Here is a 15748-nt window from a genome sequence, read left to right on the forward strand (position 1 = left end):
GGTTGATAGGCCGGGTGTGGAAGCGCGGTAACGTGTGGAGCTGACCGGTACTAATAGGCCGAGGACTTGACCTCAAGGTTTCTTTTGTGTCCATCGCAGACCATGGCTTTGGTTGTGGTGTGGTGGGGTTTTGCTCGCGTCCACTAGGCAATTCTGAGGCAACAGACACCCGTGTTGGCACGGTGGTTGTTTGTGTGTTTCATAGTGTTACGGCGGTTATGGCGAAGGGGAAACACCCGGTTACATTCCGAACCCGGAAGTTAAGCTCTTCAGCGCCGATGGTACTGCACCGGGGACGGTGTGGGAGAGTAGGTCGCCGCCGGACAATCTTTTGTGGGGGGTCATCCTTTGGGGTGGCCCCCCTTTTTTTGTTTGTGCCTGGCCTGGGAGTTGGTGCCTGGCCTGGGAGTGCGGGGGTGGTTGAGGGGTAGCGGGGCTGCCCCTTTTTTGTGCCTGGCTCCGGGGTTTTCGGGGGTGTTTGGTGCGGGTGGGGTTGCGTTCCAGGCGGGGTGCCTGGGGCGCGGGGTGGCCGGCGACTGCCCCCTTTTTTTTCGTGTTTGTGCCCGGCCTGGGAGTGCGGGGGTGTTTGAGGGGCGGCGGGGGCCGCCCCTTTCTGGGTTTCGAGGGTGGGCAGTGGGAGGGTTGGGCGGCGCCGTACGGGGTGTGCTCCGGTGCTTGGAGGAGTGCTTCTCGTAGCGGAAATGACAACGCCCTGGTCGGAGCGACCAGGGCGTTGAAGTCAAACAGGTTCAGGGGGTGACGAACAGGCCGTCGCCGACCGGACGTTCGGCACCGTCCGAGGGCTGGTTGACGACCTTCCCACGGACCACCATCGCGCTCGATCCGCCTCCGTCGAGATTGATGGCCTGCTTGGCGCCCAGCCAGCGCATCAACTGAGCGGCCTCGACCATCGACGCTCCCACGGTGACGCCCGGGATGCGGCCGTCGATGGTGGCCAGGATCAGTCCGCCGTTCTTGGTGACGCCCGCCATCGTCCGAGGGTGACGGCGGAGCATCATGTTGAGGGAGGCCTGCCCGTCGGCGAGAGCGGTGATGTGGATTCGGCCGTTCTTGACCAGGCCTACGCCGCCCGCCATGACGTATGTCTCGGGGGTGAGGGGAACGGCCCGCCGGGTCCGCAGATCGATGACCTTGGTGTCCACCTTCACCGTCGCGGTCTCCGCGGCGTGTTCGAGTAGCCAGTCGGACATGAGGCCGGTGCCGTGCAGTACGGAGAAACCGCGCGGGACGACGCCACCCGCCTGACGGGCCGAGACGACCCTTCCCTGGGGGTCGATCACGGCCTCGGTGCCGCCGTCGGCCGCGGTCTTGGTGCCGAACTCCTCGGTGTAGAGGACGAGTTCGTCGGCGGCCGGCGCCCGGTTGACTCCCTGGATCGCGGTCTTCTCCCCGTCGGATGAAGTGGCTGTGACAGCCGACCTCAACTCGGTGATCTTGACCTTCCTGCCGTTCAGGATCAGTCCGGTCCGGCCTTCCACGGCCTCGCTGAGGAGTTTGCCGCCGACCACGGAGATCCCCATCGGATCTCCCTTGATCTCCTTGACCGTGTGGATGTTGAAGAAGCCGCCGTTGACGCCGGCGATGGCACCGACGAGCTTGCCCATCGAACTGGTGGTCTCGCGCTTGGCGATGGACTTGCCGATGCTCGTTTTGAACGATCCCCGGAAGGTTCTGGGGTCGATCGTCAGCACACGCAGGTTCCAGGGGCCGGTCGTCTCCAGGCCGTCGTCACCGAGGTAGTCGGCCTTGGCCTTGATGTCGAATCCCTTGAGTTCCTTGACCACCTTGTCCGCCTCGGCGCGCTTCTTGAACGGCCACTGCCCGACGCGGACCAGATAGCGTTCCACGGAGGGGGCGTCAGCGGCGGCGGGTTGGACGACCTTCTGGACCTCCGGGGTGAATCCGGCGGACTCGACCTCGGAGGCCTTCGCCTGGGCGGTGGCCAGACTGCCGTCCTCGTGCCCGTTGGGCATCAGCACGGCCACGGTCCAGCCCTGGGTGGATGTGCCGTGCCTTACGGTGAAAAGGTCGACTCCGGGGGCCACGTTGCGTTGCTTCGTCACCGGGGCCACTCGTTCGCCGAGCGGGAACGCTGAGGAGGGGAAGGGCAGGGTCGCCTGTCCCGCCTGGGCGGGCATCGCTGTCGCTACGAGTGTGATGGCGGAAAGCCCGACGACGAGACGTCGTGACATGAATATCTCTCCCCGTTGGTGATCAGACTGCGGCGTACCATCGTGCCGAAGATCTACCTACCGGGGTGGGCGAAACACGCTAAACGTATTGAGAAAGTGTTCTTTCCCACACGGTGTCTTTGCGGGCGAAGCTCCTCAGACCCTCTGTTACGCGAGGGACCTGCGCCAAGCGAATGGGCCGTATGGAAATCCACTTTCCATACGGCCCGTAGCCGGGACTCAGGACACGGAGTGATACACCTTGCGAAGGGTCTCGTGGACGATCCAGGTCGTTTTGGTCCCTGCGGAGAGCAGGCAGACCGAGCCCGGAGTGAGTTCGATGCTGGTGCCGTTCTCGACTTCGAGGGTCGCGCGGCCGGCCAGGACCACGAAGATCTCGTCGTTCTCCACGTCGGTCACGGTTCCGGGGGTTATCTCCCAGATTCCCCGGCTCTGCGAGCCGTCGGGCGACGACCAGAGCTCCACGGAGGAGACCTGGGGCGAGCCCGCGAGGATCTGGGCGGGGTCCAACTCGTCGGGCGACAGCCGTACGTCTCCGGCGGGGACGGCGAAGACGCCTGCGGCGCCGACCATGCGGGCAAGGTCGGCGGCCTCGGGGACGAGGATCTCGGGCATGGGGGCCTTTCAGGTGCGGGGGTTGTCTCTCCGGAACGACTCCAGCGCCAGAAGCGCCACGTGGAGGGAGAGACAGGACTCGACATCGTCCAGGTCGATGTCGAGAACACGTTCCAGCCTACGGAGCCGGTCGTAGAAGGCGGGCCTCGACAGGTGGGCCTTCTGCGCGGCGACGGCCTTGTTGCGGCCCGCGGCCAGGTAGACGCGCAGGATTCCGGTCAGGTCGCCGCCGCGCTGGGCGTCGTGGGCCAGCAGGGAGCCGAGCTCGCGTTCGGCGAAGGTCTGCAGGCGGGCGTCGTCCCGGAGCAGGTGCAGAAGGCCACGTAGACGCAGGTCCGGCAGCCGGTAGAAGGGGCGTCCGTCGGGTTGTCTGACGGCCACGTCCGCGACCTGCTCGGCTTCGAGGAAGCTGCGCCGTACGTCGCGGAGCGAGTCGACCACGGATCCGGCGGCCAGGACGAAGGGTGTGGCGAAGGTCATTCGCAGGCGGTCGGCGAGTGCGGTCAGCGAGGGCTCGGCGAGGGTCCGCGGGGGCAGGGGGAGCAGGACGCCGACGCGGTCCTGGTCCAGGGCGCCGACAAGGGCGGGGAGGCGGGCGTCGCGGCAGGCGGAGGCGGCGGCCTCGGCCAGCTCGTCGAGCCTCACGAGCCGCTCCTGCCCTTCGAGGGAGTCGTCCTGTGGATCACACAGGCGTAGCACCACGCTGATCAGCTTGCGTCCGGTGAGCGGCACGCCGACCGCCCTGGCGCGGGCGGCGGCCTCCTCCGGGTCGGCGTAGGAGTGGGTCAGGATGCCGGTGATGATCGTGCCGTGGGCCTGGCGCTCAAGGGACTCCTGATGGCGTTCCAGCAGGCGGCCCAGGGCGAGGGTGGTCGCGGCGCGCTCGGCGAGCACGACGTCACGCGGCCCCGGGATGCCCTCGCAGAGCAGGATCAGGCGGCCCCAGTCCTGGCCGCGCGCGCCGACCGTGGTGACCAGCCAGCCGGAGGAGGAGTCGTAGGCGGTCCTGCCCTCGGGGGCGACCGCCCGTGAGCGGGTCTCCCAGCTGGCCAGCAGCGTCCCGGTGTCGCGGCCCGCCGTCTCACAGGCGAGCACCTGGTGGGCGAGGTTCTCCAGCAGCACGGGGCGCCCGGAGAGGCGTGCGACCTGGCTGAGGACCTCCGCCGGGGAGGCGCCCTCGACCGACAGCTCGGTGAACACCTCGTGGAGCTGCTCTGAGGCGCGCAGCTCCTCAAGCTGGATGTCGATGATCCTGGCGTGCACCGACTCGGTGATCTGCACGAAGGGGGTCTCGCGGGCGAGAGTGACCAGGGGCAGGCCGTGCTTCTCCGCGGCGTTGATCACCGATCGGGGCAGCTCCCTGATGAACTTGCGGCCCAGTTCGACGATCAGGCCGGACGCGCCGACGGCGGCCAGCTCGGCGACGTAGGCCGTCAGGCCCTCCTGGTCGTCGGGCAGCGCGATGCCGGTGGTGAGAACGAGTTCTCCGCCGCGCAGCAGGTGGGCGATGTCGGTGACCTCGCCGACGTGGACCCAGCGGACCCGGGTGCCGAGCCGGTCGGCTCCCGCGACCACCCGTGGGTTGCCCCGGCGGACGGTGTCCAGGGCGAGAACGTCGGCGATGGTTGGGAGCACTCGTTGAGAGTATCCGATCAGCCTGTAAGTTAGAATGCCGCCTGCTTTACAGCCTGAAAGGTCAACTCCCTCTTTGAGTGGACCTTTCTCTGCGTTCAGGCGGATTTCCCGCCTAATCATCAACCGCCCGGCCTCCCCGTCCACTGGCCTTAGGATGACTTGACCTTTTCTCGGCCGAACGAACGCGGTGGTGAACATGGTTGAGACTACGGACGGAACGAGACGTGGTTCCACACAGGCCGCCGGTGTGGAGGAGCTCGATCTGCGTCAGCTTCTGGCGGGGCTCACCGCCGTACGGGACGGTGACTTCGGCACCCGGTTGCCCGACGAGGGCGACGGTCTGCTCAAGGAGATCGCCACCGTCTTCAACGGGATGGTGGACCAGCTCTCCCTGTTCACCTCCGAGGTGACGCGGGTGGCCCGTGAGGTCGGCACGGAGGGCCAGCTGGGCGGGCAGGCCGAGGTGCCCGGCGTCTCCGGCACCTGGAAGGACCTCACCGACTCGGTCAACGCCATGGCGGGCAACCTGACCGACCAGGTCCGTGACATCGCCCAGGTCGCCACCGCCGTGGCCACCGGTGACCTCTCGCAGAAGATCACGGTGGACGTCCGAGGCGAGATCCTGGAGCTGAAGAACACCCTGAACACGATGGTGGACCAGCTGTCGTCGTTCGCCGACGAGGTGACGAGGGTGGCCCGTGAGGTCGGCACGGAGGGGCGGCTCGGCGGGCAGGCGGAGGTGACCGGCGTCGCGGGGACCTGGCGTGACCTGACCGACTCGGTGAACTTCATGGCGGGAAACCTCACCGACCAGGTGCGCAGCATCGCGCAGGTCACCACGGCGGTGGCCAGGGGTGACCTGTCGCAGAAGATCACGGTCTCCGCGCGGGGGGAGATCCTGGAGCTGAAGAACACCATCAACACGATGGTCGACCAGCTCTCCTCCTTCGCCGACGAGGTGACGAGGGTGGCCCGTGAGGTGGGTACCGAGGGGCGGCTCGGCGGCCAGGCGGACGTCAAGGGCGTCTCCGGCACCTGGCGCGACCTGACCGACTCGGTGAACTACATGGCGGGCAACCTGACCGACCAGGTACGGAACATCTCCCAGGTGGCGACCGCGGTGGCCAGGGGTGACCTGTCGCAGAAGATCACGGTCTCCGCGCGGGGGGAGATCCTGGAGCTGAAGGACACCATCAACACGATGGTGGACCAGCTGTCGTCGTTCGCCGACGAGGTGACGAGGGTGGCCCGTGAGGTCGGCACGGAGGGGCGGCTCGGCGGCCAGGCGGACGTCAAGGGAGTCTCCGGCACCTGGAAGGCGCTCACCGAGTCGGTCAACGTCATGGCCGACAACCTCACCGCGCAGGTGCGCAGCATCGCCGAGGTCACCACCGCGGTCGCCAAGGGCAACCTGTCGCAGAAGATCCGGGTCGACGCCAGGGGGGAGATCCTGGAGCTGAAGGACACCATCAACACGATGGTGGACCAGCTGTCGTCGTTCGCCGCTGAGGTCACGCGGGTGGCCCGTGAGGTCGGCAGCGAGGGACGGCTCGGCGGCCAGGCGGAGGTCGAGGGTGTCTCGGGCACCTGGAAGCGGCTGACCGAGAACGTCAACGAGCTCGCGGGCAACCTCACCCGTCAGGTCCGTGCGATCGCCGAGGTGACCAGCGCCGTGACCTCGGGCGATCTGACCCGTTCCATCACCGTGGACGCCTCGGGGGAGGTGGCCGAGCTCAAGGACAACATCAACTCCATGGTGAAGTCCCTGCGGGAGACCACCCTGGCCAACCAGGAGCAGGACTGGCTCAAGTCCAACCTGGCCCACATCTCCGGTCTCATGCAGGGTCACCGTGATCTCGCCGTCGTGGCCGAACTGGTGATGAACGAGCTGGCCCCGCTGGTCCGCGCGCAGCATGGCACGTTCCTGCTCGCCGAGGAGGCGGGTGGCCGCTCGGAGCTGCGGGTCGTCGGCGGCTACGGTCATCGGGACACCAGCCGCCGCTATGGCTTCGGGGAGTCGCTGGTGGGGCAGGCGGCCCTGGCCAAACGCCCCATCCTGGTCGAGGACATCGCCGACGGCTATCTCACGATCTCCTCAAGCCTGGGGGCGGCAGGGCCGGTCAACCTCATCATCCTGCCGATCATCGTCGAGGATCAGGTGCTCGGGGTGATCGAGCTGGCCAGCCTGAACAGGTTCACCCCGGTGCACCGGGCCTTCCTCGAACAGCTGGTCGGCACCATCGGCGTCAACGTCAACACCATCGTCGCCAACGCCCGTACCGACTCCCTGCTCGCCGAGTCGCAGCGCCTGGCCACGGAACTGCAGATGGGGCAGGAGGAACTCCAGCGTTCCAACGCCGAGCTTGAGGAGAAGGCCGAGCTGCTCGCCCGGCAGAACCGCGACATCGAGACGAAGAACAGGGAGATCGAGCAGGCCCGCCAGGAGCTTGAGGAACGCGCCAAGCAGCTCGCCCTGGCCTCCAAGTACAAGAGCGAGTTCCTGGCGAACATGAGTCACGAACTGCGCACCCCGCTCAACTCGCTGCTGATCCTGGCCCAGCTGCTGGCCCAGAACCCGGCCCGCAACCTCACCGCCAAGCAGGTGGAGTACGCCAACGTCATCCACTCGGCAGGCACCGACCTGCTGCAGCTGATCAACGACATCCTCGACCTGTCCAAGATCGAGGCCGGCAAGATGAACGTCAGCGTCGAGCCGCTGCCGCTGCGGCGCCTGCTCGACTACGTCGAGGCCACCTTCAGACCGCTGACCACGGAGAAGGGTCTCAGGTTCGACGTCACCATCGCCCCGGACGTGCCCGGAGAGCTGCTCATGGACGAGCAGCGGCTGCGCCAGGTGGTGCGCAACCTGCTGTCGAACGCGGTGAAGTTCACCGAGAGGGGTTCGGTCGGGCTGCGCATCGAGCTGATCGAGGAGACCGACCTGCTGGGGGTCCCGGGCCAGGAGGTGCTCGCCTTCCACGTCGTGGACACCGGGATCGGCATCGCCGAGGAGAACCTCTCCCAGATCTTCGACGCCTTCCAGCAGGCCGACGGGACCACCAGCCGCAGATACGGCGGCACCGGTCTGGGACTGTCCATCAGCCGTGAGATCGCGGCCCTGTTCAAGGGCGAGATCAGGGCGGTCAGCGTCCTGGGGCAGGGCAGCACCTTCAGCCTCCGGCTGCCGGTCGCGGACGTCGCCCCCCGCGGCCGTGACGTTCCGGCCGCCGGGCCCGTGGCGAGGGCGGTCGTCCCGCCGGGGGAGGAACAGGCCGGTGGGGAGGGGCGCCGCCTGCTCGTCGTCGAGTCACGCCGGGGCGGGCTGCTGTCCCAGCTCGCCGAGAGCGTCGCGGCCGACCTGGACGAGACGCACGGGCCGGTCAGGGTGGCCACGGCCAACGACCCCGTCACCGCGGTCGAGGCCCTGAGGCGGGACGACCATCACTGCATCGTGCTCGACCTCGGGATGTGGCAGGACGGGGCGGCGGAGTTCCTGCGCGGGCTTGAGGAGGACCCGGTGCTGCGTGAGCTGCCCGTGCTCGCCCACCACACCCGCACGCTCACCCGGCCGCAGGAGGACCTTCTCAAGGGTCGTTCGAATCCCCAGCCTCTGGAGCTCCTGCCGAGTCTCGACGAACTGCGCGAGCGCATCACGCTGCACCTGTCGGCCCAGGCGCGCGGCGCGGTTCTGCCACTGGTACGGCCTGACCTGGACGAGCGGCCCCACGCGCTCCGGGAGGCGGACGCCGTACTGGCCGACAAGAAGGTGCTGGTGGTCGATGACGACGTGCGCAACGTCTTCGCGCTGACCAACATCCTGGAACTGCACGGCATGCGGGTGCTGTACGCGGAGAACGGCCGCAAGGGCATCGAGATGCTGTCGTGCAACGAGGACGTCGACCTGGTCCTGATGGACATCATGATGCCGGAGATGGATGGTTACGCGGCCACCGCGGCCATCCGCAAGATGCCGCGCTTCGCGGACCTGCCGATCATCGCGGTCACGGCCAAGGCCATGCAGGGCGACCGGGAGAAGACACTGTCGGCGGGGGCGAGCGACTACGTCACCAAACCCGTCGACGCGCAGGAGCTGCTCACCCGCATCCAGCAGTGGATGTCGCCGTGAGCCCCCTCATCGCTGCTTGAGGCGCGCTTCGAGGCCGTCGAGGAAGCAGGTGAGCCCGAAGTCGAAGTTGACGGCGCGGAGGGCCTGCTGGTCGAGGTCGGCGTACTCGGAGTAGCGGGCGGCCAGTTCGGGATAGTCGTTCGCGGCACGGGTCACGATGTCCGTCATCGCCTTGACCAGGTCCTGCTCGTTCAGCCCGGATCGCCTGGTGGCGGACCGCCAGGCGATCTCCGGCAGGGTCGTGCCCAGCACGTAGGCCATCATCGTCGAGGCGGCGTGGTCCAGGCCCATGCCGGTGAACCCCGCCTTGGCGAAGGTGCGCATCAGCCCGTCGGACAGGCGCATGGCGTTGGGGCCGATGCTGGGCATGGTGCCGATGAGCACCGCGGACCAGGGGTGGGCGAAGAGCGCCTGGCGCACACCGTAGGCGAAGGCCGAGGCCGCGTCGCGCCAGCCGCTCGTCTCCGGGTCGAACGGCGGGACCTCGCTGAAGACCTCGTCGAGGACGAGTTCGAGAAGGTCGTCCTTGTTGGCCACGTGCCAGTAGATGCTCGTGGCCCCCGCCCCGAGTTTGGTGCCCAGGCGGCGCATGCTCAGCGCCTCCATCCCCTCGGCGTCGAGGATCTCCATGGCCGCGCGCACGATCTGCGCCCGGCTCAGCGTCGGGCTCTTCGAAGGACGCTTCTCACGGGTCCACACCGAGGACAGGGGCTGTTCCACATCCCTAAGCATACGGCTGATAATACGGTGTTCGATTTATCGCACAATGTGCGAGTGTCGAGGGCGGGCATCCGAGGGTGAGGGGGATGTCACGGAAGGGTGCCAAAAATTCATGTATTTCAGATTGCTTAAGTGGGAAATATGGGCGACGATGGTTCATGAGTCGCCCGAGCCCGTGGAGGTGGACATGGCCGGCACAGCCCGCGTCTGGCGAACGTCCGGGCGTGCCGGTGCGAGGGCCCGTGGCGTTCGGGGCCTTCGTGGCTCAGGCGACTCACGGCGTCCCGGTCTGGCCGGGGCCGCCTCCTCCGAGAAGCCCGGGCGGGGAACCTGGGGGGTGCTCCGCCCGGCATCCTGTACGGCTTGCGCCAACCGTCGCAGGGCGCAAGCCGTACAGGAACTCGGAGGTAGGACTGGAACGGCGTTCTAACAACATGACGGCTTTACCGGTCATATCCCGACAGTCTGGTGGTTTGAGCAGGTGAGGTAACCCGACATACTCGTTGTATGTCGGACCTTTTTGCACGCCACCGCGCGGTAATGCCCAACTGGTTGGCCCTCTACTACAACGAGCCCATCGAGATCGTCGGCGGCAAGGGCAACCGGGTCGTCGACGCCTCCGGTAAGAGCTATCTGGACTTCTTCGCGGGCATCCTGACCAACATGATCGGCTACGACGTGCCCGAGGTGCGCGAGGCCGTGGAACGTCAGCTCGCGACCGGCGTGGTGCACACCTCCACGGTCTATCTGCTCCGCGGCCAGGTCGAGCTCGCCGAGAAGATCGCCCGGCTCTCCGGCATCGAGAACGCCAAGGTCTTCTTCACCAACTCGGGCACCGAGGCCAACGAGACCGCGCTGCTGCTGGCGACCTACGCCCGCCGGTCCGACCAGGTCCTGGCCATGCGGCAGAGCTACCACGGCCGCTCCTTCGGGGCGATCAGCGTGACGAGCAACCGCTCCTGGAAGAACAACTCCCTGTCGCCGCTGAACGTGCACTTCCTGCACGGCGCCGACCGGCACCTGACCCAGTTCCGCGGCCTGTCCGACGCCGACTACATCGCCGCCTGCGTGGACGACCTGCGCCACGTGCTCGCCACCTCCGTCGGAGGCGACGTGGCCGCGCTGATCGCCGAGCCGATCCAGGGGGTCGGCGGCTTCAGCATGGCGCCCGACGGGCTGTTCGCCGCCTACAAGGAGGTCCTCGACGCCGAGGGCGTCCTGTTCATCTCCGACGAGGTACAGACCGGCTGGGGCCGTACCGGTTCGGCGTTCTTCGGCATCCAGAACCACGGCGTCACGCCGGACATGATGACCTTCGCCAAGGGGCTCGGCAACGGCTTCGCGGTCGGCGGCGTCGTGGCGCGGGGTGACCTGATGGACGGCCCGCACGCGGCCGGCCTCGCCACCTTCGGCGGCAACCCGATCTCCATGGCCGCCGCCAACGCCACCCTCGACTACGTGCTCGACCACGACCTGCAGGCCAACGCCGCCAGGACCGGCGCTCTGATCATCGACGGGCTCAGGCAGGCCGCGCCGCGTCTGCCGATCGTCGGCGACGTGCGGGGCAAGGGCCTGATGTTCGCCGTCGAACTGGTCGACCCGGCGACCGGGGCACCCTCTCCCGCGATCGCGGCCAGGTTCATGGAGGAGACGAAGAAGGCGGGCCTGCTGGCGGGCAAGGGCGGCCTGTACGGCAACGTGCTGCGGATGGCCCCGCCGCTCACCCTGACCCAGGACGAGGCCGCCGAGGGCCTCGGGATCATCGTCAACGCGCTCGAAACCGTCAACGCCGAGGTCACGTCGTGAAGAACATCACCCACTGGATCGACGGCGCCCTCACCGAGGTTCCCGAGGCGGGCCGTACGTCGGAGATCTTCGACCCGGCGACCGGCCGGGTGGCCGGGCACGTCCACCTGGCCTCGACGGAGGAGGTGGACGCGGCCGTCGCCTCGGCCGTGGCCGCCTACCCCGCATGGAGGGACTCCTCGCTGGTCAAGCGCTCACAGGTGCTCTTCCGCTTCCGTGAGCTCCTGAACGCCAACCGTGACGAGCTGGCCCGGCTCATCTCGGCCGAGCACGGCAAGGTCCACTCCGACGCGCTGGGCGAGGTCGCCAGGGGCATCGAGGTCGTCGAGTTCGCCTGCGGCATCCCGCACCTGCTCAAGGGCGGCTTCTCCGAGGGCGTCTCGACCCGGGTCGACTCCTACTCGATCCGTCAGCCGCTGGGCGTCGTCGCGGGCATCACCCCGTTCAACTTCCCGGCCATGGTGCCGATGTGGATGTTCCCGATCGCGATCGCGGCGGGCAACGCCTTCATCCTGAAGCCCTCGGAGCGGGACCCGTCCGCCTCCCTGCTGCTGGCCGGGCTCTGGAAGGAGGCGGGGCTGCCCGACGGTGTCTTCACCGTGCTCCAGGGTGACAAGGTCGCGGTCGACCGGCTGCTTGAGCACCCCGACGTGCGGGCAGTCTCGTTCGTCGGCTCGACCCCGGTCGCCCGTTACGTCTACGAGACCGGCAGTGCGGCGGGCAAGCGGGTACAGGCGCTCGGCGGCGCGAAGAACCACATGCTCGTGCTGCCCGACGCCGACCTCGACCTCGTCGCCGACGCGGCGGTCTCGGCGGGCTTCGGCTCCGCGGGGGAGCGGTGCATGGCGATCTCCGTCGTGCTCGCCGTCGACCCGATCGGGGACGAGCTGGTCGACAAGATCGTCTCCCGAGTCTCGGCGCTGACCGTCGGCCCCGGCGACGACCCGGCCTCCGAGATGGGACCGCTGGTCACCGGGGCACACCGCGACAAGGTGGTCTCCTACCTCGACCTGGGGGTGTCAGAGGGGGCCAAGCTCGTCGTGGACGGCCGCCTGACCCCGGTGCGCGGTGGCACGACGGCCGAGGAGACCCCCGGTTTCTGGCTCGGCCCGACGGTCCTGGACCACGTCCCGGCCGACTCCCGCGTCCATCGCGAGGAGATCTTCGGGCCGGTGCTGTCGATCGTGCGCGTCTCCTCCTACGAGGAGGGGCTCGGCCTGATCAACAGCGGTGAGTACGGCAACGGCACCGCCGTCTTCACCAACGACGGCGGCGCGGCCAGGCGCTTCCAGAACGAGGTCGAGGTCGGCATGGTCGGCATCAACGTGCCGATCCCGGTGCCGATGGCCTTCTACAGCTTCGGCGGCTGGAAGGCGTCACTGTTCGGTGACAGCCACGTCCACGGCACGGAGGGCGTGCACTTCTACACCCGGGGCAAGGTCGTCACCTCCCGCTGGCTCGACCCGAGCCACGGTGGGGTCAACCTCGGATTCCCGACCAACCGGTAGCCGCGCGGGCGGTGACGGGACGGCCCCGCGGGAAGATCTCCCGTGGGGCCGCTCCGTATGTGGACGGGGCTCCGCGGGCGGCCGATAGGCTCCGGACAGATCGAGTCGTAGGGGGAGCTGCGTGAGCGGGGACAGGTTCCGGCGTACACGTCTCGGCGCACTGGCCGGTGTTGTGGCCCTGACGGTCTGTCTCCCGGTCGCGACGGCCCCCGGCGCGCTCGCCCGGCGGGCGGCCGTTCAGGACACGCGGTCCCCGACACCGAGCCCGAAGCCTTCGGCGTCGATCGGCAGGGGGGAGGGCACCCTGCAGGTGCTCACCTACCAGGGCCACGTCGAGTACGGCGGCGCGACCGCGAGCGCCGACTGGCTCTCGCCCTTCGAGAAGCTCACCGGGTGCAGGGTCAGCAGGCTCGACCGGGTCCACTCCGGCGAGGAGATGGCGGAGAAGGTCCGTTCGGCCTCCTACGACGTGATCTCGGCCTCCCCCGACCTGGCCGGCAGGCTGATCGCGGACGGCGCGGTCAGGCCGCTGGACACCACGCTCCTGCGGTCCTACAAGGACATCCCCCGGCGGCTGCGTGAACTGCCCGCCACCCGGGACGCGAGCGGCAAGGTCTACGGAGTCCCCTATCTGTGGGGGACCAACCAGGTCATACGCGAGCCCGGCGCCCCCGACGGGCCGGACGCGGTCTACCGGACGGAGCAGTCGGCCGTCAGGGACACCCCGCTGAGCATCGCCGACGCCGCCCTGGCACTCAGGCGGACCAGGCCGGAGCTGGGGGTCAAGGACCCCTACCAGCTCACCCCCGCCCAGCTCGACGCCGCCGTCGGGCTGCTGGCCGAGCACGACGGGCCCCGCCGGGTGTACTGGACGAGCACCCTGGAGGTGATCCAGGCCTTCTCGACGGGGGAGGCGCACGTGGCCCAGGCGCTGCCGTACCACCTGGATCTCTTCGAGCGCGCGGGCAGGACGGTCGAGCGGGAGAAGGGGCCGGTGACCGGGTGGGCCGACGCCTGGATGGTCGGGACCGGCGCCACCAGCCCCAACTGCGCCTACAAGTGGCTCAACTGGGTCGGCTCCGCGGACACGCAGCACTCGGCCGCAGCCTGGACGGGGCTGGCCCCCGCCAACGTCAAGGCCTGCGACGGCGAGGTCCGGAGGCTGTGCGACGCCTACCACGCGCGTGACGACCGCGAGCTCGGGCGTGTCCTCTTCGCCACGCGTCCGACGAGGGACTGCGGTGGTTCGGGCGGGGAATGCACTGACTACACCGAATGGGAAAAAAGGTGGAAGGACCTGGTGAAGTGAGCGGGGCGGCCACCGCCCGCGGCTGAACGGGACGTCCCCCTCCGTCCATGTGTGAGGCGGCCACGGTTTCCGTGGGGGCGTCCGTCACCCGCGACGAATCCGGTGGTGAAATCACGTCCCGAATATCGACTGGTTGACCAGTCAGTGGATAGGATCCCGCCATGAGAATCCTTCTTGTGGGAGCGGGCGGGGTCGGCTCGGCCGTCGTCCCCATCGCGGCGCGCCGAGATTTCTTCGAACACATCGTGGTGGCCGACTCTCAACAGAGCCGGGCCACCGCCGCGGTGGCCAGAGCCGGTGACCCGCGGTTCAGCGCGATCACGCTGGACGCCTCCGACCAGGAGGCGGTCGAGGCCGCCCTGGCCAGGCACCGCTGCGACGTGCTCCTCAACGCCGTCGATCCGCGTTTCACCATGCCGCTGTTCAGGGCCGCGCTCAACGCGGGGGCGGACTACCTGGACATGGCGATGTCGCTGTCCCGCCCCCACCCGGGCAGGCCGTACGAGCTGCCGGGGGTGAAGCTCGGTGACGAGCAGTTCGCTCTGACCGGGCGGTGGCGGGACAGAGGTCGCCTCGCGCTGGTCGGCATGGGGGTCGAACCGGGGCTGGCCGACGTGTTCGCGCGCTACGCGGCCGAGCACCTCTTCGAGAGCATCGAGGAGATCGGTGTCCGCGACGGGTCGAACCTGGTGGTCGAGGGCTACGACTTCGCGCCGACCTTCTCCATCTGGACGACCATCGAGGAGTGCCTGAACCCTCCGGTGGTCTGGGAGGACGGCGCCTGGCACACCACCGAGCCGTTCAGCGAACCCGAGGTGTTCGACTTCCCCGAGGGGATCGGCCCCGTCGAGTGCGTCAACGTCGAGCACGAGGAGGTCCTGCTCGTGCCGCGCTGGATCGACGCCGGGCGGGTGACGTTCAAGTACGGTCTCGGCGAGGAGTTCATCGGCGTCCTGAAGACCCTGCGCAAGCTCGGCCTGGACAACGCGGGCAAGATCCGGGTCGGCGGTGTCGAGGCCTCACCGAGGGACGTGGTCGCCGCGGCCCTGCCCGATCCGGCGACGCTCGGCGAGCGGATGCGCGGCAAGACGTGCGCGGGCACCTGGGTGAAGGGCGTCGGCAAGGACGGCGCGCCCAGGGAGGTCTACCTGTACCACGTGGTGGACAACGCGTGGTCGATGCGGGAGTACGGCTGCCAGGCCGTGGTGTGGCAGACGGCGCTGCACCCGGTGGTCGCGCTCGAACTGCTGGCGAGCGGGGTCTGGGCGGGCTCGGGGGTGCTGGGACCCGAGGCGTTCGACGCGGTGCCGTTCCTGGACCTGCTCGATGACTACGGCTCGCCGTGGAGGATGCGGGAGCAGACGCACGGGGCGCTGCTGTCCGCCTGAGACGGCGCGGAGGCGAGCCTCAGAAGAAGGCCGCGCGGCGGGGCAGGTGGTAGATGTTCTCCTCGGTCTCCTGGACCAGTGCCTCGGCGCACTCGTCGCAGGCGAACAGCGGGGAGTCGTTGGGCAGCCTGCCGATCCTGATCCTTGGCCGGGGCCATCTCTTGTGGCAGGTAACACAGGCGTCGCCCTCGCACTGAGCCCGGGTGAGGCCCTCCGGGTCGAACGTCGCCGTGATCCGTGCCGCCCTGGTATGCCGCCAGTCCATCACGTCTCCCGTCTTGATCGCGAAGTCTTATACCGGAACCGTTATAACGCCGTTTCCGTCCGTGATCAGTGTGGTAAGTGTCAAGCGGTGGTTAAATCACTCCCTGTGCGCCTTCCATAACGCAATAAAAGGGGCACCCAGTCTTAAGCCGGGTGCCCCTTTT

At 68.3% G+C, this 15748-nt stretch carries 10 protein-coding genes and 1 rRNA gene; 6 read left to right on the forward strand and 5 right to left on the reverse strand.

The window, feature by feature from the left end; translation table 11 throughout:
- The first annotated feature begins 208 nt into the window (after positions 1-208).
- Positions 209-325, forward strand: a 5S ribosomal RNA gene (gene rrf, locus ABT340_RS00010).
- Between the two features lie 424 nt (positions 326-749).
- Here rrf and ABT340_RS00015 read toward each other — a convergent pair.
- From ABT340_RS00015 to ABT340_RS00025, 3 genes are all read right to left on the reverse strand, one after another.
- Positions 750-2213: a phosphodiester glycosidase family protein gene (locus ABT340_RS00015; RefSeq protein WP_352008387.1), complete on the reverse strand. Its 1464-nt coding sequence runs from the start codon at positions 2211-2213 to the stop codon at positions 750-752.
- A gap of 219 nt (positions 2214-2432) precedes the next feature.
- Positions 2433-2828 carry a cupin domain-containing protein gene (locus tag ABT340_RS00020; RefSeq protein ID WP_352008388.1) on the reverse strand — a complete coding sequence of 132 codons (396 nt, stop codon included), beginning with the start codon at positions 2826-2828 and terminating at the stop codon, positions 2433-2435.
- Between the two features lie 9 nt (positions 2829-2837).
- Positions 2838-4463, reverse strand: coding sequence for a PucR family transcriptional regulator (locus tag ABT340_RS00025; protein WP_352008389.1), 1626 nt, complete (start codon positions 4461-4463; stop codon positions 2838-2840).
- Positions 4464-4659: 196 nt separating this feature from the next.
- Here ABT340_RS00025 and ABT340_RS00030 point away from each other — a divergent pair, with 196 nt between their 5' ends.
- Complete coding sequence (locus ABT340_RS00030) at positions 4660-8589, forward strand: hybrid sensor histidine kinase/response regulator (protein WP_352008390.1); 3930 nt, start codon at positions 4660-4662, stop codon at positions 8587-8589.
- A gap of 6 nt (positions 8590-8595) precedes the next feature.
- Here the strand turns inward: ABT340_RS00030 and ABT340_RS00035 are convergent, their stop codons facing one another.
- Positions 8596-9309 (reverse strand): TetR/AcrR family transcriptional regulator C-terminal domain-containing protein, encoded by a 714-nt coding sequence (locus ABT340_RS00035; RefSeq protein ID WP_352008391.1) that lies wholly within the window; start codon positions 9307-9309, stop codon positions 8596-8598.
- A gap of 507 nt (positions 9310-9816) precedes the next feature.
- Here ABT340_RS00035 and ABT340_RS00040 point away from each other — a divergent pair.
- The 4 genes from ABT340_RS00040 (at position 9817) to ABT340_RS00055 (ending at position 15320) form a co-directional block, all read left to right on the forward strand.
- Entirely contained in the window at positions 9817-11115 is a 1299-nt protein-coding gene (locus tag ABT340_RS00040) for an aspartate aminotransferase family protein (RefSeq protein WP_352008392.1), read from the forward strand.
- Entirely contained in the window at positions 11112-12623 is a 1512-nt protein-coding gene (locus tag ABT340_RS00045) for a CoA-acylating methylmalonate-semialdehyde dehydrogenase (protein ID WP_352008393.1), read from the forward strand. The genes ABT340_RS00040 and ABT340_RS00045 overlap by 4 nt, the downstream gene beginning before the upstream one ends.
- Before the next feature lie 121 nt (positions 12624-12744).
- A complete protein-coding gene (locus ABT340_RS00050) occupies positions 12745-13932 on the forward strand; it encodes an extracellular solute-binding protein (RefSeq protein ID WP_352008394.1) in 1188 nt (395 codons plus the stop codon).
- Positions 13933-14093: 161 nt separating this feature from the next.
- Entirely contained in the window at positions 14094-15320 is a 1227-nt protein-coding gene (locus tag ABT340_RS00055) for a saccharopine dehydrogenase family protein (RefSeq protein ID WP_352008395.1), read from the forward strand.
- A gap of 19 nt (positions 15321-15339) precedes the next feature.
- Here the strand turns inward: ABT340_RS00055 and ABT340_RS00060 are convergent, their stop codons facing one another.
- Entirely contained in the window at positions 15340-15585 is a 246-nt protein-coding gene (locus tag ABT340_RS00060) for a hypothetical protein (RefSeq protein ID WP_352008396.1), read from the reverse strand.
- Positions 15586-15748 lie beyond the last annotated feature (163 nt).

Source organism: Streptosporangium sp. NPDC000239, assembly GCF_040300765.1.
In the GTDB taxonomy this organism is placed as follows: Bacteria; Actinomycetota; Actinomycetes; order Streptosporangiales; family Streptosporangiaceae; genus Streptosporangium.

Bases quoted from the DNA above. Each gene is read 5' to 3' on its own strand.
- ABT340_RS00015 (WP_352008387.1), bottom strand. From the start codon at position 2,213: ATGTCACGACGTCTCGTCGTCGGGCTTTCCGCCATCACACTCGTAGCG.
- ABT340_RS00020 (WP_352008388.1), bottom strand. From the start codon at position 2,828: ATGCCCGAGATCCTCGTCCCCGAGGCCGCCGACCTTGCCCGCATGGTC.
- ABT340_RS00030 (WP_352008390.1), top strand. From the start codon at position 4,660: ATGGTTGAGACTACGGACGGAACGAGACGTGGTTCCACACAGGCCGCC.
- ABT340_RS00040 (WP_352008392.1), top strand. From the start codon at position 9,817: ATGTCGGACCTTTTTGCACGCCACCGCGCGGTAATGCCCAACTGGTTG.
- ABT340_RS00055 (WP_352008395.1), top strand. From the start codon at position 14,094: ATGAGAATCCTTCTTGTGGGAGCGGGCGGGGTCGGCTCGGCCGTCGTC.
- ABT340_RS00060 (WP_352008396.1), bottom strand. From the start codon at position 15,585: ATGGACTGGCGGCATACCAGGGCGGCACGGATCACGGCGACGTTCGAC.